Origin of the sequence: Klebsiella quasivariicola (assembly GCF_002269255.1) — a bacterium.
Classification (GTDB): Bacteria; Pseudomonadota; Gammaproteobacteria; order Enterobacterales; family Enterobacteriaceae; genus Klebsiella; species Klebsiella quasivariicola.
The window spans coordinates 1,636,608-1,656,677 of record NZ_CP022823.1 but is presented as its reverse complement, the minus strand read 5'-3'; the positions used below and the strand labels follow the sequence as shown (position 1 = coordinate 1,656,677).

Sequence of the window (20,070 nt, the reverse complement as noted above, 5' to 3'; positions counted from 1 at the left end):
ATTGTCCGCTATCAAATATTGATGCTAAGTATAGATAAGGCAAAGTGACGTCGTTTTGATATGTATCGTCATTCCCGGCTTATGGACAGAGCAGCGAGCGCAGCCCGGCCGCTTTGTTGTCAATCTCCTGCCACTCCTGCTGCGCATCGGAGCCGCTGACGATCCCCGCCCCGGCATACAGTCGCAGGGTGTCGTTCTCAACTTTCGCCGAACGCAGCGCCACGCAAAACTCGCTTTGCGCCAGCGACAAATAGCCAGCGGAACCGGCATACCATTCGCGGGAAAACGGTTCATGGCGCTGAATGAACGCCAGCGCCGCCCGGCGTGGCAGGCCTGCCACCGCGGCGGTGGGCTGCAGCTGCAGCAGACAGCGGCTGTCGTCGGGCTCCGCCAGCTCGGTCCAGATGCAGCGTCGGAGATGCTGCACCTTACGCAGCCTCACCACCTGCGGTGGCAGGACGTCCAGCGTCGAGGCCTCACTCTGCAGGCGCTGGCAAATATCCTCCACCACCAGCATGTTTTCCCGTTGGTTTTTGTCGTCTTTCATTAACCAGTCGGCCAGCTGCTGCGCCTTCGCGTCGTCCAGATGGTTTGCAACGGTTCCCGCCAGCGCTTCGGTGCGCAGCAGTGTGCCGCGCCGGCGCAACAGCCGCTCCGGCGTGGAGCCGAAAAACGCCTGCCGGGCATTGAACGCCATCAGGAAATGAAAACAGTTGAGATTGCTGCTGCGGCTGGCCGCCATAATGCTCACGGCATCTAACGGGGCGGCAAACTGCAGGTCAGTTGCCCGCGCCAGCACCACTTTATCCATTTCACCGGCGCTAATTGCCTCGGTGGCCCGCGCAATCATTGCCTGCCACTGAGGATAATCGGATGAGTGGCGCTCGCTCAGCGGAGACGGGATGGCGCCAGGGGTCGCCTGAGCGGTGCTCAGGCTGGCGAGAAACACGCGCGCCGCCGCGGCATCGTCGCGCAGGGAAAGGTCGCTATGGAGCACCAGCCGCAGCACGGCCCTGCCGCCGCACCGACGCCACTCCAGTCGCGGCAGCACCAGGCAACCCTGCTGCGGTTCGAACGCATTCAGGCCGCAGATACGCAGATCCTGCTGCCCGGCCTGGCGTAAAAAGCGGTTCGCCGCGTCGAGCGAGGAAAAGGTTTTTACCGCCCCCAGCGTCGCCAGTTCCTCATCGCCATTACGCTGCTGCCAGTAAAACTGCGGCCATTGCGGCTGCTGGCCACACCACAGCAGCGGATCGAAGGCATCATTCAGCGGAAAGGCAATATCGATAATTCGCGTGCCGGGCGAGTCAGGAAAGGACTCATCCAGGCCGTCAGATAAACGGGCCAGCGCAGTGGAAACAGACAGCACGCAAACCTCCACGGTAGTAAAACCCCACATTATAAGGGGTTCGACGGCGGAATAGCAGTACCCATGACGAGGGAGCGGGTTTTCCTTACCCGCTGCCAGCGCCCGGACTGAGGTGCTTAAAAATCAGACAGCATGGTTTTCCCGCGCCATCCCGATGTGCGGGATGCCATCCTCATCATAGACCTCGGTCACTGGCGTAAAACCGAAGTGTGCGTAAAAAGATTGCAGGTGCGCCTGGGCGCCGAGGTAAATCGCCTTTTGGGGCCAGTGTTGCTGACAGCTGGCCAGCGCCTGCTCCATCAGCTGATAGCCGAGCTTCTCACCGCGCGCGGCGGGGCTGACGATGACCCGGCCAATCACCACCGGCGCAAACTCTTCTTCGCTTTTGAGGATCCGCGCGTAGGCCAGCAGTTCGCCATCGCGCCAGCCGAGCAGATGGCGATTTTCGCCGACTAAATCATCGCCGTCGACATCCTGATAAACGCACTGCTGCTCCACGACAAAAACTTCGCTGCGCAATTTCAGCAGCGCATACAGCTGGGGAACGGTGAGTTCACTATGGTGGAGATCCTGCCAGGTCATCATCTGCTGCTCCTTATTGATATACTGATACTTTGCGACTCGCCCTGAGGACACTGGACGATGGAATTAACTTTTTTGGGGACATCCGCCGGGGTGCCGACCCGCACGCGTAATATGACGTCGATAATACTCAATTTGCAACAGCCGACCCGCGCCGAAATGTGGTTGTTTGACTGCGGCGAAGGGACCCAGCATCAGTTTCTGCACACGCCCTATCATCCCGGCAAACTCAATAAAATTTTTATTACCCATCTGCACGGTGACCACCTGTTCGGCCTGCCCGGCCTGCTGTGCAGCCGTTCAATGCAGGGGAACTCTCTGCCCCTCACCCTCTACGGGCCAAAAGGGCTCAAAGAGTTTGTTGAGACCGCGCTGCGCCTGAGCGGTTCGTGGACCGACTATCCGCTCACCATCATCGAAGTCGGCCCCGGCCTGCTCTTCGACGAAGAGGGCTATCGGGTGACGGCGTTCCCGCTCAGCCATCCGGTGGAGTGTTACGGCTATCGCATTGAGCAGCATGATAAGCCCGGCACCCTGGACGCCGCCCGGCTGATTGCCGACGGCGTGCCTTCAGGACCGCTGTTTCATCAGCTCAAGCGCGGCCAGCGCGTCACGCTGGAAGATGGTCGGATCATCGACGGCAGCCGCTATCTGGGCCCCGCCACGCCGGGTAAAACGCTGGCCATTTTTGGCGATACCGCCCCTTGCCCGCAGGCGCTGGAGATGGCGCGCGGCGCGGATGTGATGGTCCACGAGACCACCCTTGAACAGGCGATGGCGGAGAAAGCCAATAGCCGCGGCCACTCCTCCAGCCAGCAGACCGCGACGCTTGCCAAAGAAGCGGGGGTCGGCACGCTAATCGCCACCCACTTTAGCTCGCGCTACGATGCCGAAGGCTGCCTGCGCATGCTGGCGGAATGCCGGGAAGTTTTCGCCAATACGCTACTGGCGGAGGATTTTATGGTCTATCGGCTGGCGTAAACCGCAGGCATAAAAAAACCGCCGACAAGTCGGCGGTTAATTCAGTTCACCAGCAATTTGATTACATCAGCGGCGTCGCCAGCTGCACGATGCTAATCAGCGGCTGCGGCCAGATACCGAGCACCAGCACCAGCAGCGCGGAGATCAGCACCACGATACCGCCGGCGCTGTACTGCCAGTTGGACGGCGCATCGCGATTCAGTTGCTCCGGCGCGCTCAGGTACAGGCTCACTGCCACGCGCAGGTAGTAGTAGAGACCGATCGCCGAGCCGACAACCACCGCGGCAACCAGCCACCACAGATGCGCATGCACACCGACGGCCAGCACGTAGAACTTACCGATAAAGCCGAGGGTCATCGGGATGCCGGCCAGGGAGAGCATCATCACCGTCATCACAGCCGACAGGATCGGACGGTGCCAGAACAGGCCGCGGTAGGAGAACAGCGAGTCAGCATCCGGGCCGCGGTACGGGCTGGACATCAGGCTGACCACGCCGAACGCGCCGAGGCTGCTGAACAGGTAACCGGCCAGGTAGACGCCCACGGCTTCCATCGACATTTCACCGCTCTGCAGGGCAATCAGCGCCACCAGCAGATAGCCGAGATGGGAGATGGAAGAGTAACCGAGCAGGCGCTTAATGTTGGTCTGGCTCAGCGCCATCAGGTTACCGAAGATGATAGAGGCGAAGGCGATCAGGCCCAGCACCACGCGTACCGCTTCGCTGTTGCCCACCGGCATGTACAGGAACAAACGCATCACTACGCCGAAGATAGCGATCTTGCTGGCGGTCGCCAGGAAGGTGGAGACCGGCGCAGGCGCCCCCTGGTAAACGTCCGGCGTCCACAGGTGGAACGGCACCAGCGACAGTTTAAAGCCAAGACCGACAATCATCAGGCCAAGACCCGCCAGCAGCAGCGGCTCGTGCAGCATGTTGTCCGCCAGGCTTTTGCCCAGCGCGAGGAAGGACAGGTTGCCGGAGTTCGCATACACCAGCGCCATACCGAACAGCAGGAAAGAAGACGCTGCGGCGGAGAGGATAGTGTATTTGATGCTCGCTTCCAGCGAACGCTTCTGGCGGAAGGCGTAGCCGACCAGGCCGAACAGCGGCAGCGAGATCAACTCGATGCCGAGGAACAGCGCAGCCAGATGATTGGCGCCGGCCAGCAGAATGCCACCCAGGGCGGCGATCAGCACCAGCAGGTAGAACTCTTCTTTATTGTCCTTGTAACCCTCAAGCCATGGGTAGGCGAAAGTACAGGTCGCGAGGCTCGCCAGCAGCACCAGCCCGGTATAGAGCATGGCGTAGCCGTCAACGCGGATCAGCGGGGTGACGTCCATGGCCCCGTTCTGGCCAACAAACCAGAGCGAGACCAGCGCGGCGTTAAGTCCGATGACCGACAGCGTGGCATTGAGAAAATGATTGCGTCGCCACGCAATGGAGAGCATCACAACCACCACCGTCAAGCCGACGATCAGCAGCGGTAGCAGTGCGATCAGTTGTTGTGGAGTTATTGTCATGGCGAATTACGGCCTTGTAGTAGAAACAGAATTAACAAACCACTGCTGAATGTTGCTCATCGCAGCATGCGAGGTGTCGAGGATCGGCTGCGGGAAGAAGCCCAACAGCACCAGCAGCACCACCAGCAGCAGGATGATAGACAGTTCACGCAGGGACATCCCCGGCAACTCTTTCGCCGCCACTTCGCTTTTCGCTTTACCGAAGTAGGCGCGATGCAGCATCGACAGCGAGTAAACAGACGCGAATACCAGACCAAATGTCGAGATAATGGTGATCACCGGCACCACTTTATAGCTGCCGAACAGGATCATAAATTCGCCGACGAAGTTACCGGTACCCGGCATCCCCAGGGTGGCGACAGCGAAGAACATCGACATCGCCGGCAGCCATTTAATTTTGCTCCACAAGCCGCCCATCTGGCGCATATCGCGGGTGTGCAGACGTTCGTACAGCTGACCGCACAGAATAAACAGACCCGCCGCGGACAGACCGTGGGCAATCATCTGGATCACCGCGCCTTGATACGCCAGCTGGCTACCGGTGTAGATTGCAATCAGCACGAAGCCCATGTGGGACACAGAGGTGTAGGCGATCAGGCGTTTGATATCGGTCTGGGCGAAGGCCATCCACGCGCCGTAGAAGATACCGATCACACCCAGCCACATGGCGATGGGCGCAAACTCAGCGGAGGCGTTCGGGAACAACGGCAGCGCAAAGCGCAGCAGACCGTAGGCCGCGGTTTTCAGCAAGATGCCCGCGAGGTCGACGGAACCAGCAGTCGGTGCCTGGGAGTGGGCGTCCGGCAGCCAGCCGTGCAGCGGGACCACCGGCATTTTCACCGCGAAAGCGATGAAGAAGCCGAGCATCAGCAGGTATTCCACGCCGTGAGACATTGGGGTTTTCAGCAGATCTTCATAGTTGAAGGTCCACACGCCGGTGGCGTTGAAGTGGACGAAGGCCAGCGCCAGAATAGCGATCAGCATCACCAGGCCGCTCGCCTGGGTATAGATGAAGAACTTGGTGGCTGCCGTGATACGCGTTTTACCGTCAGAGGCTTTGTGACCCCACAGCGCGATCAGGAAGTACATCGGCACCAACATCATTTCCCAGAAGAAGAAGAACAGGAACATGTCGATGGCGAGGAACACTCCGATGACGCCGCCCAGGATCCACATCAGGTTGAGGTGGAAAAAGCCCTGGTATTTTTCGATTTCACGCCACGAACAGAGCACCGCCAGCACGCCGAGCAGGCCGGTCAGCACCACCATCAGCAGTGACAGGCCGTCAATCGCCAGATGGATGCTAATGCCAAAGCGTGGGATCCACGGCAGCACGAATTCCGACTGCCATTGCGGAATACCCGCGGATTGCGTCAGAGAATAGCCGCCCTGCATCCACAGCTGCAGGCCAAGCACCAGCGTCAGTCCCATGGTAATCAGCGCGATCCAGCGCGGCACTTTCACGCCAAAGCGTTCGGTCTGCCAGCACAGGAAGCCGCCGATGAAGGGAATTAATATTAGCCAGGGTAGTAACATGGCGATTTTTATTCCTTGTTAAAGTCCCGTTCAGGACCGATTTTCAACGAATTCGACTACATTCACGTTTGAGTGCGGTTTGTTGTGTCGGGTGGCGCTTCGCTTACCCGACCTACGGTCTCGTAGGCCCGGTAAGCGAAGCGCCACCGGGCAAAACCGCGCGATCAAATCAACGCAATACCATCAACAGCGCCAGCACCACCACCGCGCCGATGCTCATTGAAGCCACATACCAGCGCAGATAGCCGTTCTCGCTCACCAGCAGGCCTTTACCTGCAAAGCGGGAGAGGATCGCCGGGATATTCATCAACGCGTTCAGCGGATCGCGCTTCAACAGCCAGGCAATCCCGAGGAATGGTTTCACGAATACTTTGTCGTATAACCAGTCGAAGCCCCAGGCATGGAACCACCAGGTACCGAAGAAGCGGCCAGGCGCGCTGTTGGCGATGGAGGTCACCAGCGTGCGTTTGCCCAGCCACAGCCAGGCGGCGATCAGAATACCGGCAATGGCGATGATCCCGGAGGCAATCTCCAGCGTCATCACGCTACCGTGCGCCAGCTCAGTGGTCTGCGGCAGCACCCCTTCCAGCGGCGGCACAATCAGCGCGCCAACGAAGGTGGACAACACCAGCAGCACAATCAGCGGCAGATGGTGGGTGATCCCCTTCCCTGCGTGCGCGTGAATTTGCTCTTTACCGTGGAATACGATGAAAATCATCCGGAAAGTATAGAGCGAGGTCATAAAGGCACCGACCAGGCCCGCCACCATCAGATTGATATGGCCGTTGGCCATCGCCCCTGCCAGAATCTCATCCTTACTGAAGAAGCCTGCGGTGATAAGCGGCAGAGCGGACAGCGCCGCGCCCCCCACCAGGAAGCAGACGTATACCAGTGGAATGGATTTACGCAGGCCGCCCATCTTGAAGATGTTCTGTTCGTGATGGCAGGCCAGAATCACCGAACCAGACGACAGGAACAGCAGCGCTTTAAAGAACGCGTGAGTCATCAGGTGGAAAATAGCCGCATCCCAGGCCTGCACGCCCAGCGCGAGGAACATGTAGCCAATCTGGCTCATGGTCGAGTAAGCCAGCACGCGTTTGATATCGGTCTGCACCAGCGCGGCGAAGCCCGCCAGCACCAGGGTGACCGCCCCGACGATACCCACCAGATGCAGTACTTCCGGCGTCATCAGGAACAGGCCGTGGGTACGGGCGATCAGGTATACGCCCGCGGTGACCATGGTCGCGGCGTGGATCAGCGCGGAGACCGGCGTCGGGCCCGCCATCGCATCGGCAAGCCACGTTTGCAGCGGCAGCTGAGCAGATTTACCGACCGCGCCGCCGAGCAGCATCAGCGTCGCCCACTGCAGCGTGGTGCTGCCGTTAGCGAAGTGCTGCGGCGCCAGCTCAACCATTTCGCGGAAGTTAAGGGTACCGAGTTCGTTATAAAGAATGAACAGCGCGAAGGCGAGGAACACGTCGCCGACGCGGGTCACCACAAACGCTTTCATCGCTGCGGCGCCGTTCTTCGGATCGGTGTAGTAGAAACCGATCAGCAGGTACGAACAGAGACCTACCCCTTCCCAACCCAGGTACATCAGCAGCAGGTTATCGGCCAGAACCAGAACCACCATGCTGGCGATAAACAGGTTGGTGTAAGCGAAGAAGCGGGAGTAGCCCTCTTCGCCGCGCATGTACCAGGAGGCGAACATGTGGATCAGGAAGCCGACGCCGGTCACCACGGAGAGCATGGTCAGCGACAGGCCGTCCAGCACCAGGTTGAAACCGATATTGAAATCTCCGACCGACATCCAGGTCCACAGCGGTACGCTGACCGCCTGTTTGCCGTTAGCGAAAAAGTCAACGCCAACGTACGCGGTGACCAGCGCCGCCAGGCCTACCGACCCCATGCCAACGGTGGCGGAAAGGTTTTCCGACCAGCGTCCGCGGGAGAAGGCCAGCAGCACAAAGCCAATCAATGGCAAAAGAATGGTTAAGGCAAGCATGTTCATCCACGCAACTCACTTACTGAATCGATGTTCAGGTTCTGGCGGCGACGATGGAGCTGCAGCAGCAGCGCCAGGCCGATACTCGCTTCCGCAGCCGCGAGGCTGATGGCGAGGATATACATTATCTGACCATCTGCCTGGCCCCAGTAGCTACCCGCCACCACAAAGGCCAGCGCGGCGGCGTTAATCATGATTTCCAGGCTAATCAACATAAACAGCAGATTGCGGCGGATCACCAGCCCCGTGAGACCAAGCACAAACAGGATGGCCGCGAGGATCAGTCCATGTGTTAAGGGGATCATGCGTGTTCCTCCGTTTTTCGTTTGTCGCTGTCGTTCACGCGGTTGCTCAGCACCTCGCCGGCGCGCTCTTCGCGGCCAATGTGGAAGGCGACCACCAGGCCCGCCAGCAGCAGCATGGAGGCCAGCTCCACCGCCAGGACGTACGGCCCAAACAGCGCAATACCGACTTCTTTAGCGTTGATCGCCGCGCCGTCGATACCCTGGTCATTGATGCCCAGGATGGCGTAAACGATAACCACCAGCAGCACCGCGGAGAGGATGGCCGGGCCAATCCAGATCCCCGGCTGCAGCCATTTGCGTTCCTGTTCGATCTCGGTGCCGCCCAGGTTGAGCATCATCACCACGAACACGAACAGCACCATGATGGCCCCGGCGTAAACGATGATTTCCAGCGCACCGGCGAAGTACGCGCCCAGCGAGAAGAACACCCCGGCAATCGCCAGCAGCGAAATAATCAGGTACAGCAGCGCGTGCACCGGATTGGTGTGGGTGACGACCCGCAAGGTTGCGAGGATGGCTATCAGGCCACAGATATAAAAAGCGAATTCCATTGCCCCTCTCCTTACGGTAACAGGCTCTTGACGTCGATTGGCTTAGCTTCGTTTTCCGCTTCGCCCTTATCTTTGCCGTCGATTGCCATACCCGCCATCCGGTAGAAGTTATATTCCGGGTATTTGCCCGGACCGGAAATCAGCAGATCCTCTTTTTCGTACACCAGATCCTGACGCTTGTATTCACCCAGCTCGAAGTCCGGGGTCAACTGGATCGCCGTGGTCGGGCACGCCTCTTCGCACAGGCCGCAGAAAATGCAGCGTGAGAAGTTGATGCGGAAGAACTCCGGGTACCAGCGCCCGTCTACCGTCTCTGCTTTCTGCAGCGAGATACAGCCCACCGGGCAGGCTACCGCACACAGGTTACAGGCGACGCAGCGCTCTGCACCGTCCGGATCGCTGGTCAGCACGATGCGGCCGCGATAGCGCGGCGGCAGATAGACCGGCTCTTCCGGGTACATCCGGGTTTCACGTTTGGCGAAGGCATGCAGGCCAATCATCCAGATACTGCGGACCTGGGTGCCGAACCCCACCAATAATTCTTTTAAGGTCATGTTCAATTCACCCCTTATTGCGCCTGCCAGAGAATGACAGCCGCCGTTACCAACAAGTTGACCAGCGTTAACGGCAGGCATACCTTCCAGCCAAAGGACATTACCTGGTCATAGCGCGGACGCGGTAATGATGCGCGGATCAAAATGAACATCATCATGAAGAACGCGGTTTTCAGCGCGAACCAGATGAAAGGAGGTAACCACGGGCCATTCCAGCCGCCGAAGAACAGCGTGACGATCAGCGCTGAAACGGTGACGATACCGATGTATTCACCGACGAAGAACAGACCGAATTTCATACCGGAATATTCAATGTGGTAACCATCGGCCAGTTCCTGCTCCGCTTCCGGCTGGTCGAACGGGTGACGGTGACACACCGCCACGCCGGCGATGGCGAAAGTCACGAAGCCAAAGAACTGCGGGATGACGTTCCACAGATGCGCCTGGTTGTTGACGATATCGGTCATGTTGAATGACCCCGCCTGCGCCACCACGCCCATCAGGGAGAGACCGAGAAACACTTCGTAGCTCAGGGTCTGCGCAGATGCACGCATCGCCCCCAGCAGCGAGTATTTGTTGTTGCTCGACCAGCCGGCGAACAGGACTGCGTAAACCGCCAGACCTGCCATCATCAGGAAGAACAGAATACCGATGTTCAGGTCGGCGACCACCCAGGTCGGGCTCACTGGTACAATAGCGAAAGCCAGCAGCAGCGAGGTAAAGGCGATAACCGGCGCCAGAGTAAAGATCACCCGATCGGAGAAGCGCGGGATCCAGTCCTCTTTAAAGAACATCTTGATCATGTCGGCGACCAGCTGCAGCGAACCGCCCCAGCCCACGCGGTTAGGCCCGTAGCGGTTCTGGAACAGACCGAGCAGACGACGCTCGCCGAAGCTCATGAACGCGCCACAGGTGACGACCACCAGCAGAATGACCACGGCCTTCAGGATGCTTAACAGAATGTCGATAAGATCCGGTGTTAACCAGCTCATGCTTTCGCCTCCTGCAGTGAATCAATACGCGATCCGGTCAGCACCGGCGCAATGCCCGGCATGCCCATCGGTAAGCCAACCTGTCCTGCGGTCAGCCCTTCAGAGATAACCAGCGGCAAACGCAGGGTCTGGCCTTCCACGCTAAAGGAGAGCATTGCCCCGGCGTTAACGCCAAGCTTCGCGGCATCCGCCGGGTTCAGCTTGATGTACGGCTCAGGCATCCGGCTCTGGAACACCGGCGCACGCTGAGACAGCTCATCGCTGCCAAACAGATGGTAGTACGGCGCGATACGCCATTTCCCTTCTTCGGCCTGGAAGCCGGCCGGCACCGCGGTGAAATACTCCAGCCCGCTGGCGGACGCTTCAAACAGACGCACGCCCGGATCGCCGTGGCGCAGTTTGCCGCCCACTTCATCCTGGAACTTGTTCCATGCCTGCGGGGAGTTCCAGCCCGGCGCCCAGGCGAACGGGATCTGCGAACGCGGCGCGGACGGCTGGTTGTTCCCTTCCATGGAGAAGGCGAACATGGTGTCTTTATCCTGCGGCTGACGCGGCTCGTGCACGCTGATGTTCGCGCGCATCGCCGTGCGGCCGCTGTAGCGGTGCGGTTCACGCGCCAGCTTCTGCCCGCGAATGCGGAAGGTCGCATCCGGCGCGGCATCTTTAATGCCCGCCAGCTGCGGCAGCGCGGCAATCGCGGCATCGATGACGTGGTCCAGCTGCGTCCAGTCAACCTGACGGTTGTTGACGGTGCTGTGCAGCGAATGCAGCCAGCGCCAGCTTTCCAGCATCACGGTTTTCGCGTCGTAGTAAGCCGGATCGTAAACCTGGAAGAAACGCTGAGCGCGGCCTTCGTTGTTAACCACCGTACCGTCGCTTTCCGCAAAGCTTGCCGCAGAGAGCACCAGGTGCGCTTTGTCCATAATCGCGGTGCGCTGATGGTCAACCACCATCACCAGCGGGGCTTTCGCCAGCGCTGCGTCGACGCGCGCGGCGGAAGCATGACGGTGCAGGTCGTTTTCCAGCACGATAACCGCGTCCGCGGCGCCGCTTTCCAGTTCGTCCAGCGCCTCTTCAAGCGAGCCGCCGCCGATCATGCCCAGACCGACGCTGTTCACCGCGCGGGCGACCATGGTCACCCCAACATCGGCGCCGCGGCCCTTCAACGCTTTCGCCACGTTAGCGGCGGCCTGGATGATCTCCATGCTGCCGGCGTTGGTTCCGGAGATAATCAGTGGTTTTTTCGCTCCGGCCAGCGCCTGGACAATCACGTCAACCTTACCCTTCAGGTCCTGGCTCAGGCCATCAACCGCCGGCGCGCTGTCATCCAGCGCATGGGCGATAGCGAAGCCCAGACGCGCCTGATCTTCCACCGGCGCGCGGTAGGTCCACGCGGCAATGTCATCCAGGCGGGTGTCATCGATGTTGGTGACGAATAACGGGTGCTTGGCGCGCTGCCCGATGTTGAGGATCGCGGCGATCTGCCAGTCGGCTACTTTCTGCGCCGCTGCCATTTCGCGTGCTTTCCCTTTCACCGCCTGGCGGACTGCCAGGGCCACGCGCGCGCCGGTCTGGGTAATGTCTTCGCCCAGCACCAGTACCGCATCGTAGGATTCGATATCGCGCAGGCTTGGGGTATGGACCCCACCTTCACGCAGCACTTTGAGCATCATCTGCAGGCGCGCTTGTTCGCCTTTAGCGATGCCGGTATAGAAGTTGTCGGCGCCCACCAGCTCACGCAGCGCAAAGTTGCTTTCGATGCTGGCGCGCGGGGAGCCAATACCGATCACTTTCTTCGACTGGCGCAGGATATCTGCCGCGCCCTGCATCGCCTGCTCGGCGTTGAGAGTGATCAGATCGTCGCCGCGGCGCTGCACCGGCTGACGCGGACGGTCTTTCAGGTTGACATAGCCATAGCCGAAGCGACCGCGGTCGCAGAGGAAGTAGCGGTTAACGGTCCCGTTATAGCGGTTTTCGATACGACGCAGCTCGCCATAGCGTTCGCCCGGGCTGATGTTGCAGCCGATGGAACACTGCTGGCAGATGCTCGGCGCAAACTGCATGTCCCACTTACGGTTGTAACGCTCGGAGTGCGTTTTGTCGGTGAAGACGCCGGTCGGGCAGACTTCCACCAGGTTGCCGGAGAACTCGCTTTCCAGGGTGCCATCTTCCGGGCGACCGAAGTAGACGTTGTCGTGCGCGCCATAGACGCCCAGGTCGGTGCCGTCGGCATAATCTTTGTAGTAGCGCACGCAGCGGTAGCAGGCGATGCAGCGGTTCATTTCGTGCGAAATAAACGGCCCCAGATCCTGATTACGGTGGGTACGTTTGATGAAACGATAGCGGCGGAAGCTATGGCCGGTCATCACCGTCATATCCTGCAGGTGGCAGTTGCCACCCTCTTCGCAGACCGGGCAATCGTGCGGGTGGTTAGTCATCAACCACTCCACCACGCTTTCGCGGAACTGCTTCGCTTCGCCGTCGTCGATAGAAATAAAGGTGCCGTCGGATGCCGGAGTCATACAGGACATCACCAGGCGACCACGCGTGTCTTCCGCGTTCTGATATTGCTTCACCGCACACTGGCGGCAAGCACCGACGCTCCCTAGCGCCGGGTGCCAGCAAAAGTAGGGAATATCAAGACCAAGAGAGAGACAAGCCTCTAGCAGGTTGTCCGCCCCGTTGACCTCGTATTCTTTGCCGTCTACATGAATCGTAGCCATTTGCGTGCTTCCAAAAATAAAAAACCTTTGATTACCAGCGCGTCTTAAGCAGGTTCGGCTGAATCCCGTTGATTGCATGGGTATTGCTGAACTGCTGCTTAATGCCAGCCTCGAATTCTTCGCGGAAATATTTAATCGCGCTCTGTAGCGGTTCGACCGCACCCGGCGCGTGCGCGCAGAAGGTTTTACCCGGGCCCAGGAATCGACACAGTTGCTCAAGCGTTTCGATATCGCCAGGCTGGCCTTCGCCGCGCTCCAGGGCGCGCAGGATCTTCACGCTCCACGGCAGACCATCGCGGCACGGCGTACACCAGCCGCAGGACTCGCGGGCAAAGAACTCTTCAAGGTTGCGCACCAGCGAGACCATGTTGATCTCGTGGTCAACGGCCATCGCCAGCGAGGTGCCCAGACGGCTGCCCGCTTTACCAATGCTTTCAAACTCCATCGGCAGATCGAGGTGCGCTTCGGTGAGGAAGTCGGTCCCTGCCCCGCCCGGTTGCCAGGCTTTAAACTTCAGGCCATCGCGCATGCCGCCGGCGTAATCTTCGAGGATCTCACGCGCGGTGGTGCCGAACGGCAGCTCCCAGACGCCCGGATTCTTCACCCGGCCGGAGAAGCCCATCAGCTTGGTGCCAGCATCTTTGCTGGTGGAAATGTTCTGGTACCACTCGACGCCGTTGGCGAGGATCGCCGGCACGTTGCACAGGGTTTCCACGTTGTTGACGCAGGTCGGCTTGCCCCACACGCCGGAGCTCGCCGGGAACGGCGGCTTGGAGCGCGGGTTGGCGCGGCGGCCTTCGAGGGAGTTGATCAGCGCTGTCTCTTCACCACAGATATAGCGCCCTGCCCCGGTGTGGACAAACAGTTCGAAGTCAAACCCGGTGCCGAGGATGTTTTTGCCCAACAGGCCCGCTTCAGTGGCTTCGGCAATCGCGCGACGCAGATGCTGTGCCGCTTCAATATATTCGCCGCGCAGGAAGATGTAGCCGCGGTACGCTTTCAGCGCAAACGCGGAGATCAGCATGCCTTCCACCAGCAGGTGCGGCAGCTGCTCCATCAGCAGACGGTCTTTATAGGTACCCGGCTCCATTTCATCGGCGTTACACAGCAGGTAACGGATGTTCATGGATTCGTCTTTCGGCATCAGGCTCCACTTCAGACCCGTGGAGAAGCCTGCGCCGCCGCGCCCTTTCAGGCCAGCGTCTTTTACCGCCGTGACGATTTCATCCGGCGCCATCCCGGTCAGGGCTTTACGCGCCCCTTCGTAGCCATTTTTGCTGCGATACTCGTCCAGCCATACCGGCTGCTTGTCGTCGCGCAGACGCCAGGTGAGCGGATGCGTTTCCGCAGTACGAATTACGGTTTTCATTTGTACTGCTCCAGCAGGTCAGGAATTGCCTCCGGCGTCAGATGACTGTGAGTGTCCTCATCGATCATCATGGTCGGTCCCTTGTCGCAGTTGCCCAGGCAGCAGGTCGGCAGCAGCGTGAAGCGGCCGTCAAAGGTGGTCTGCCCTGGCTTAATATTCAGCTTCTTCTCAATCGCAGCCTGAATACCCTGATAACCGGTGATGTGGCACACCACGCTGTCGCAGTAGCGGATCACGTGACGGCCAACCGGCTGACGGAAAATCTGGCTGTAAAATGTTGCCACGCCTTCGACGTCGCTCGCCGGGATCCCCAGCACATCGGCGATCGCATAGATCGCGCCATCCGGCACCCAGCCGCGCTGTTTCTGAACGATTTTCAGCGCTTCGATGGACGCCGCACGCGGGTCTTCGTAGTGGTGCTTCTCGTGCTTAATAGCCTCACGCTCTGCCGCACTCAGCTCAAAAGCCTCGGTTTGTGGTTGTTGATTCTCGTGCATAATTAGCGGTCCACGTCTGACATAACAAAATCGATACTACCCAGATAGACAATCAGGTCGGATACCAGGCTGCCGCGAATAGCCGACGGGATTTGCTGCAGGTGCGCAAAGCTCGGCGTACGGACGCGGGTACGGTAGCTCATGGTGCTGCCGTCGCTGGTCAGGTAGTAACTGTTAATCCCTTTGGTCGCCTCAATCATCTGGAAGGACTCGTTGGCCGGCATCACCGGGCCCCACGATACCTGCAGGAAGTGGGTGATCAGGGTTTCGATATGCTGCAGCGTGCGCTCTTTCGGCGGCGGCGTCGTCAGCGGGTGATCCGCTTTGAACGGGCCTTCCGGCATATTGTCGAGGCACTGCTGAAGAATGCGCAGGCTCTGGCGCAGTTCTTCGACTTTCAGCATCACGCGGGTGTAGCAGTCAGAAACGCCACCGCCGGTCGGGACTTCGAAGTCGAAGTTTTCATAACCAGAGTAAGGACGCCATTTACGCACGTCGAAGCCGATACCGGTGGCGCGCAGGCCTGCGCCGGTGGTGCCCCATTCCAGCGCTTCTTTCGCGGTGTAGGCGGCCACGCCGACGGAACGGCCTTTCAGAATGGTGTTGCGCAGGGCGGCTTTCTCATAAGAGTCGAGACGCTTCGGCATCCACTCGAGGAATTCACGCAGCAGACGATCCCAGCCACGCGGCAGATCGTGGGCGACGCCGCCGATGCGGAACCACGCCGGGTGCATACGGAAACCGGTAATCGCTTCCACCAGATCGTAGATTTTCTGACGGTCGGTAAAGGCGAAGAAGACCGGCGTCATCGCGCCGACGTCCTGAATAAAGGTCGAGATATACAGCAGGTGGCTGTTAATACGGAACAGTTCGGAGAGCATCACACGGATCACGTTGACGCGATCCGGCACGGTGATCCCGGCCAGTTTTTCCACCGCCAGCACGTACGGCATCTCGTTGACGCAGCCGCCGAGGTATTCGATACGATCAGTGTACGGGATATAGCTGTGCCAGGACTGACGCTCGCCCATCTTCTCGGCGCCGCGATGGTGATAGCCGATATCCGGCACGCAGTCGACGATCTCTTCGCCGTCCAGCTGCAGGATAATGCGGAACGCACCGTGGGCGGAGGGGTGGTTCGGGCCAAGGTTGAGGAACATAAAGTCCTCGTTTTCGGTCCCGCGCTTCATGCCCCACTCTTCCGGCTTGAAGGTTAACGCTTCCATCTCCAGATCCTGCTTGGCTTTGGTCAGCTCAAACGGATCGAATTCGGTGGCGCGCGCCGGGTAGTCTTTACGCAGCGGGTGGCCTTCCCAGGTCGGCGGCATCATGATGCGGCGCAGGTTCGGGTGACCATCGAAGGTAATGCCAAACATTTCCCAGGTTTCACGCTCATACCAGTTGGCGTTAGGGAACAGTTTGGTGAAAGTCGGCAGATGCAGATCGTTTTCTGACAGCGCCACCTTGAGCATGATGTCGCGGTTGCGGTCGATGGAAATCAGATGATAGAAAACGGAAAAATCCGCGGCGGGCAGGCCATCGCGGTGCGTGCGCAGACGTTCGTCCATGCCGTGCAGGTCAAACAGCATCACGTAAGGCTTCGGCAATTTCTTCAGGAAATCCCCCACCTCAAGCAGCTGTTCACGCTTCACCCATACCACCGGTACGCCGGTACGGGTAGGCTGAACGGTAAAGGCATCCGGCCCAAAGCGGTTGCGCAGTTCGCCGATCACTGGGTCATCGAGGTGATCGCGGGTTTGCCAGGCTGGTGCGGCGTCATGCGCGGTTAAATCGGTCATATTGTTCACCATTGCAAAAGGTCCGTGGTGACTGCCGGGCGAGACTTCGCGCTGTTGTAGATTGATTTGCGAAGTGGTAATCCCGCCCGCAGGCGCAAATTAAATCTCGTCCGGCGTCCGCAGATTGGTCACTGCAATACGTTCGCCGCGTTTACGCTCGCGTTCCGACTGCATATTGGCGCGATAAACGCCCTGATCGCCAACCACCCATGAAAGCGGGCGGCGCTCTTTACCAATGGACTCCTGCAGCAGCATCAGCGCCTGCATATAGGCCTCCGGACGCGGCGGACAACCCGGGATGTACACATCGACCGGAATAAATTTGTCCACACCCTGCACCACCGAATAGATGTCGTACATGCCGCCGGAGTTTGCACAGGCCCCCATGGAGATCACCCACTTCGGCTCCAGCATCTGATCGTAAAGACGCTGAATAACCGGTGCCATTTTGGTAAAGCAGGTGCCGGCAACCACCATCAGATCCGCCTGACGCGGGGAGGCACGCAGAACTTCTGCACCAAAACGCGCAACGTCATGCACCGCAGTGAATGACGTCACCATTTCCACATAACAGCAAGAAAGGCCGAAGTTATACGGCCAAATTGAGTTCTTACGGCCCCAGTTCACCATGTCATGCAGCGCGTGTTCGAGTTTCCCCATATACACGCTTTTATTGACTTCCTGCTCCAGGGGGTCGGTGACGATCTCCTGTTTTTGCAGGGGGTAACGGTCGTTCTCACCGTTAGGATCTATGCGGGTGAGCGTATAATCCATCTTATTGCCTCGCTTTTACTGCATATGACGGTTAGTGGGACTGTCTGTTTCCGGGTTAACCAGCGTGCGACGGGAACGCGCGGGCGTCCAGTCCAGTGCGCCGATGCGAACGAGATAAACCAGACCAGCCAGTAGCACTAAAATGAAAATTGCGGCTTCCACAAAGCCGACCCAGCCGCTCTCGCGGATAGAAGTCGACCATGCGTAGAGATACAGGGCTTCCACGTCGAAGATAACGAAGAACATGGCAACCAGATAAAACTTCGCAGAAAGACGTAAGCGGGCCGAACCAACGGAGTCGATCCCCGATTCAAACGGCGTGTTTTTGCTACGCGCGCGCGCGCGACCGCCAAGGTACCAGCCGCCAACGAGCATGAGGCAGCACAGGCCGATAGCGATGATGAGAAATATAGCGAATGCCCAATGATGAGCGATGACTTCAGTGGATGTTGACATACGCATTGCTTAACCAAAAAAGTGTAGCGCCAAAACCCTCTGCTCTTACTGGCAGATGAACGCCACAGCGTTTCACGGGAGGAATAAAAAATAACCGTGCAAAAAAGCGTCCCTGGTAGATGTGAGAAGCCCAGATGCCGTGGCTTTTTACCCCTTTCTTTAACCTTTTGTCAACTTTAACAAAAGTTTTCACAACATTAATTTACATTGGAATCTTTTCATTAACATTAAATGCCCTTTTATGCGGAATAACCTTGCATACTGTTCGGTTTTAGTGTTGTTGAATCGTGTCCGTTTCCGTCGTAAATCAAAAGTACCCATCCATTTTGACAGGATTTAGCCTCGATTCCTCCCCCCAAAGAGGGGTATTTTCTTGATCTGTGACACGCTTTTGTTAATTACATCTGGAAAACGGCAACAATCCGTCCGGTTTTTTAACATTAGCAGGAAGTGTTGAAAGTGCCGTAAAAAGTCGACAAGGTGAGCGCTATGTCACGCCAGGTTGCTGATTTTTCTTGAAAGAAATAAAAAAAACATTCAAACCATCAATGATTGTGGCAAAAAAAGAGCCAGCAGGGGGGAAAACCACCTCTGAGGCTCTTTTTTTGAACTTACATTCTGTTACTAGTTTTTGTGATCTTTGTTAGCATTATTGCCCTCACAAAACCAGGGTGTTTCCTCCCTCTTCCGGAGTAAGCGCTGACCCGGTGCACCAGGGGGAATTCTCCTGACTCAGAGACTGGAAAATCGCCTGCGGTAGTTCGCTCACCGTCTGCGGATTACAGCTAACGACATATCGGGTATCAGGTAGAAGGGGTAAACCATCGCTGATGCCAGCCACCCGCAGGTCAGCGCTCATCATTTCAACCGGCCGCGCCGTGACGCCCAGCCCGGCTTTCACTGCCGCTTTTACCCCGGACAGCGAAGAGGCGGCATGGGCCAGATGCCACGAGACATGGGCGGCTTCCAGCGCGGTAATAATGTCCTGACGGAACGGACCCGGCTCCTCCAGCAGGATAAGGGGAATCGACTCCCCTTTTGCCAGCACGTATTCCGCCGCACAGTACCAGAGCGTGGGCGACGTTCGCAGAGTAAAAGAGCTAAAACCATCAGGCTGATGCGTGGACAATGCCAGATCCACTCCCCCTTCGGCGAGCATCTCCATGATCGCGGCATGCGGATGCACTTTAATCTCCAGCGTCATTCGGGGATAGAAGCAACCGATGCGGTTTAACAGAAACGGCAGGATGGTATCGGCCGTCTCTTCCGACGCACCAATGGTCATCCCTCCCTGCAGGCTGCCATACATCAACGACAGGCAGGCCTCATCGTTAAAACGCAGGATTTTACGGGCATAACCCAGCAGCTGGATGCCCTGTTCGGTCAGTAGTTTGTTGCGCCCATGGCGGGCGAAAAGCTCTTTACCCACCAGCTGCTCCAGGCGTTGCATTTGCTGGCTGACTGCGGACTGGGTACGGCATACCGCGGCGGCGGCGGCGGCGAAGGTGTTCAGATCGGCGACCGCCACGAAGGTGCGAAGCAGATCGAGATCGAGGTTGAGTATCGGACGATTGGTATTAATCATGTTGTTCACTTACAGGCAGCTAACGCCGACCTGCCTTGTTGATGCTTCACGCCAGGTTTCCAGCTAATCCCTGAGCCTCGTGCCCACCCTTTCGATGGCGGATAAACAACTGGACGAACGTTATTACATGTCAAAGTACTCGTCTGCGCAAATGCACAGAACCTCGGAGTAATATATTGCTCGTATTTCTCATCGTTATTTATTGCCACGATCTGCCGGCCTTCATGCGTCGCTGCAATGACGCGGGCGGTTGTTACCAGAAAGCCTGTCTTTGCCGTGCTTTTACTAAAGAGAAAAGGAACAATAAAATCCTGTAATAACAATATATTAATCATCAATTTCACCGCAAAACCGCGGATTAACGCTGATATTAACGGCGATATTCTAACCGATATCCATCCTTTTTATAAGCCTTAATAAGGATTAACTCAGGTAATTTTAAATTTTTTTCAACATTTTATATAAATTAACAA

The 20,070-nt window shown here is 58.1% G+C and carries 18 protein-coding genes; 1 reads left to right on the top strand and 17 read right to left on the bottom strand.

All coding sequences use genetic code 11. The features are described 5' to 3' along the window. Positions 1–79: 79 nt before the first annotated feature. Complete coding sequence (gene menF / locus B8P98_RS08470) at positions 80–1,369, bottom strand: isochorismate synthase MenF (RefSeq protein ID WP_080924252.1); 1,290 nt, start codon at positions 1,367–1,369, stop codon at positions 80–82. A 123-nt stretch (positions 1,370–1,492) separates the two neighbouring features. Then, the gene (locus B8P98_RS08465; protein ID WP_025711584.1) at positions 1,493–1,954 is read right to left on the bottom strand and encodes a GNAT family N-acetyltransferase; all 462 of its coding nucleotides are present in this window, start codon (positions 1,952–1,954) and stop codon (positions 1,493–1,495) included. 57 nt (positions 1,955–2,011) lie between these two features. Between B8P98_RS08465 and rnz the strand changes: the two genes are divergently transcribed. After that, positions 2,012–2,932, top strand: coding sequence for a ribonuclease Z (gene rnz / locus B8P98_RS08460; protein WP_080924253.1), 921 nt, complete (start codon positions 2,012–2,014; stop codon positions 2,930–2,932). A 61-nt stretch (positions 2,933–2,993) separates the two neighbouring features. On the opposite strand, the gene nuoN is transcribed toward rnz, so the two are convergent. From nuoN to B8P98_RS30770, 15 genes are all read right to left on the bottom strand, one after another. Further along, positions 2,994–4,451: an NADH-quinone oxidoreductase subunit NuoN gene (gene nuoN / locus B8P98_RS08455; RefSeq protein WP_080924254.1), complete on the bottom strand. Its 1,458-nt coding sequence runs from the start codon at positions 4,449–4,451 to the stop codon at positions 2,994–2,996. A 6-nt stretch (positions 4,452–4,457) separates the two neighbouring features. Then, complete coding sequence (gene nuoM / locus B8P98_RS08450; RefSeq protein WP_087806175.1) at positions 4,458–5,987, bottom strand: NADH-quinone oxidoreductase subunit M; 1,530 nt, start codon at positions 5,985–5,987, stop codon at positions 4,458–4,460. A 169-nt stretch (positions 5,988–6,156) separates the two neighbouring features. Continuing rightward, the gene (gene nuoL, locus B8P98_RS08445; RefSeq protein WP_080896906.1) at positions 6,157–7,998 is read right to left on the bottom strand and encodes an NADH-quinone oxidoreductase subunit L; all 1,842 of its coding nucleotides are present in this window, start codon (positions 7,996–7,998) and stop codon (positions 6,157–6,159) included. Continuing rightward, positions 7,995–8,297, bottom strand: a complete 303-nt coding sequence (nuoK, locus tag B8P98_RS08440) for an NADH-quinone oxidoreductase subunit NuoK (protein WP_002913148.1) — start codon at positions 8,295–8,297, stop codon at positions 7,995–7,997. Before nuoK ends, nuoL begins: the two co-directional genes overlap by 4 nt. Then, positions 8,294–8,848 carry an NADH-quinone oxidoreductase subunit J gene (gene nuoJ / locus B8P98_RS08435; protein ID WP_015365591.1) on the bottom strand — a complete coding sequence of 185 codons (555 nt, stop codon included), beginning with the start codon at positions 8,846–8,848 and terminating at the stop codon, positions 8,294–8,296. The genes nuoK and nuoJ overlap by 4 nt, the downstream gene beginning before the upstream one ends. A gap of 11 nt (positions 8,849–8,859) precedes the next feature. Then, positions 8,860–9,402, bottom strand: coding sequence for an NADH-quinone oxidoreductase subunit NuoI (gene nuoI / locus B8P98_RS08430; protein ID WP_095032871.1), 543 nt, complete (start codon positions 9,400–9,402; stop codon positions 8,860–8,862). 14 nt (positions 9,403–9,416) lie between these two features. Then, complete coding sequence (gene nuoH / locus B8P98_RS08425; RefSeq protein ID WP_002913156.1) at positions 9,417–10,394, bottom strand: NADH-quinone oxidoreductase subunit NuoH; 978 nt, start codon at positions 10,392–10,394, stop codon at positions 9,417–9,419. Then, positions 10,391–13,117 (bottom strand): NADH-quinone oxidoreductase subunit NuoG, encoded by a 2,727-nt coding sequence (gene nuoG, locus B8P98_RS08420; RefSeq protein ID WP_095032870.1) that lies wholly within the window; start codon positions 13,115–13,117, stop codon positions 10,391–10,393. Before nuoG ends, nuoH begins: the two co-directional genes overlap by 4 nt. Before the next feature lie 31 nt (positions 13,118–13,148). Continuing rightward, positions 13,149–14,486 (bottom strand): NADH-quinone oxidoreductase subunit NuoF, encoded by a 1,338-nt coding sequence (nuoF, locus tag B8P98_RS08415; RefSeq protein ID WP_002913158.1) that lies wholly within the window; start codon positions 14,484–14,486, stop codon positions 13,149–13,151. Beyond that, the gene (gene nuoE / locus B8P98_RS08410) at positions 14,483–14,983 is read right to left on the bottom strand and encodes an NADH-quinone oxidoreductase subunit NuoE (protein ID WP_095032869.1); all 501 of its coding nucleotides are present in this window, start codon (positions 14,981–14,983) and stop codon (positions 14,483–14,485) included. Before nuoE ends, nuoF begins: the two co-directional genes overlap by 4 nt. Positions 14,984–14,985: 2 nt before the next feature. Next, positions 14,986–16,794 carry an NADH-quinone oxidoreductase subunit C/D gene (nuoC, locus tag B8P98_RS08405; protein ID WP_025711579.1) on the bottom strand — a complete coding sequence of 603 codons (1,809 nt, stop codon included), beginning with the start codon at positions 16,792–16,794 and terminating at the stop codon, positions 14,986–14,988. Positions 16,795–16,881: 87 nt separating this feature from the next. Beyond that, on the bottom strand, positions 16,882–17,556 hold the full coding sequence (gene nuoB / locus B8P98_RS08400; RefSeq protein WP_002913178.1) for an NADH-quinone oxidoreductase subunit NuoB: 675 nt from the start codon (positions 17,554–17,556) through the stop codon (positions 16,882–16,884). 15 nt (positions 17,557–17,571) lie between these two features. Next, positions 17,572–18,018, bottom strand: coding sequence for an NADH-quinone oxidoreductase subunit NuoA (nuoA, locus tag B8P98_RS08395; protein ID WP_002913181.1), 447 nt, complete (start codon positions 18,016–18,018; stop codon positions 17,572–17,574). Positions 18,019–18,670: 652 nt separating this feature from the next. Further along, the gene (locus tag B8P98_RS08375; RefSeq protein WP_025711577.1) at positions 18,671–19,597 is read right to left on the bottom strand and encodes a LysR family transcriptional regulator; all 927 of its coding nucleotides are present in this window, start codon (positions 19,595–19,597) and stop codon (positions 18,671–18,673) included. Between the two features lie 5 nt (positions 19,598–19,602). Further along, on the bottom strand, positions 19,603–19,932 hold the full coding sequence (locus B8P98_RS30770) for a hypothetical protein (RefSeq protein ID WP_167382636.1): 330 nt from the start codon (positions 19,930–19,932) through the stop codon (positions 19,603–19,605). Between the last annotated feature and the right edge of the window lie 138 nt (positions 19,933–20,070).

Excerpts from the sequence above, each read along its gene's own strand:
- nuoA (WP_002913181.1), bottom strand. The coding sequence starts at position 18,018 with ATGCGTATGTCAACATCCACTGAAGTCATCGCTCATCATTGGGCATTC.
- nuoB (WP_002913178.1), bottom strand. The coding sequence starts at position 17,556 with ATGGATTATACGCTCACCCGCATAGATCCTAACGGTGAGAACGACCGT.
- rnz (WP_080924253.1), top strand. The coding sequence starts at position 2,012 with ATGGAATTAACTTTTTTGGGGACATCCGCCGGGGTGCCGACCCGCACG.
- nuoF (WP_002913158.1), bottom strand. The coding sequence starts at position 14,486 with ATGAAAACCGTAATTCGTACTGCGGAAACGCATCCGCTCACCTGGCGT.
- nuoG (WP_095032870.1), bottom strand. The coding sequence starts at position 13,117 with ATGGCTACGATTCATGTAGACGGCAAAGAATACGAGGTCAACGGGGCG.
- nuoI (WP_095032871.1), bottom strand. The coding sequence starts at position 9,402 with ATGACCTTAAAAGAATTATTGGTGGGGTTCGGCACCCAGGTCCGCAGT.
- nuoJ (WP_015365591.1), bottom strand. The coding sequence starts at position 8,848 with ATGGAATTCGCTTTTTATATCTGTGGCCTGATAGCCATCCTCGCAACC.
- nuoC (WP_025711579.1), bottom strand. The coding sequence starts at position 16,794 with ATGGTGAACAATATGACCGATTTAACCGCGCATGACGCCGCACCAGCC.
- nuoN (WP_080924254.1), bottom strand. The coding sequence starts at position 4,451 with ATGACAATAACTCCACAACAACTGATCGCACTGCTACCGCTGCTGATC.
- B8P98_RS08375 (WP_025711577.1), bottom strand. The coding sequence starts at position 19,597 with ATGATTAATACCAATCGTCCGATACTCAACCTCGATCTCGATCTGCTT.
- B8P98_RS08465 (WP_025711584.1), bottom strand. The coding sequence starts at position 1,954 with ATGATGACCTGGCAGGATCTCCACCATAGTGAACTCACCGTTCCCCAG.
- nuoM (WP_087806175.1), bottom strand. The coding sequence starts at position 5,987 with ATGTTACTACCCTGGCTAATATTAATTCCCTTCATCGGCGGCTTCCTG.
- nuoH (WP_002913156.1), bottom strand. The coding sequence starts at position 10,394 with ATGAGCTGGTTAACACCGGATCTTATCGACATTCTGTTAAGCATCCTG.
- nuoK (WP_002913148.1), bottom strand. The coding sequence starts at position 8,297 with ATGATCCCCTTAACACATGGACTGATCCTCGCGGCCATCCTGTTTGTG.
- B8P98_RS30770 (WP_167382636.1), bottom strand. The coding sequence starts at position 19,932 with ATGATTAATATATTGTTATTACAGGATTTTATTGTTCCTTTTCTCTTT.
- nuoE (WP_095032869.1), bottom strand. The coding sequence starts at position 14,983 with ATGCACGAGAATCAACAACCACAAACCGAGGCTTTTGAGCTGAGTGCG.
- nuoL (WP_080896906.1), bottom strand. The coding sequence starts at position 7,998 with ATGAACATGCTTGCCTTAACCATTCTTTTGCCATTGATTGGCTTTGTG.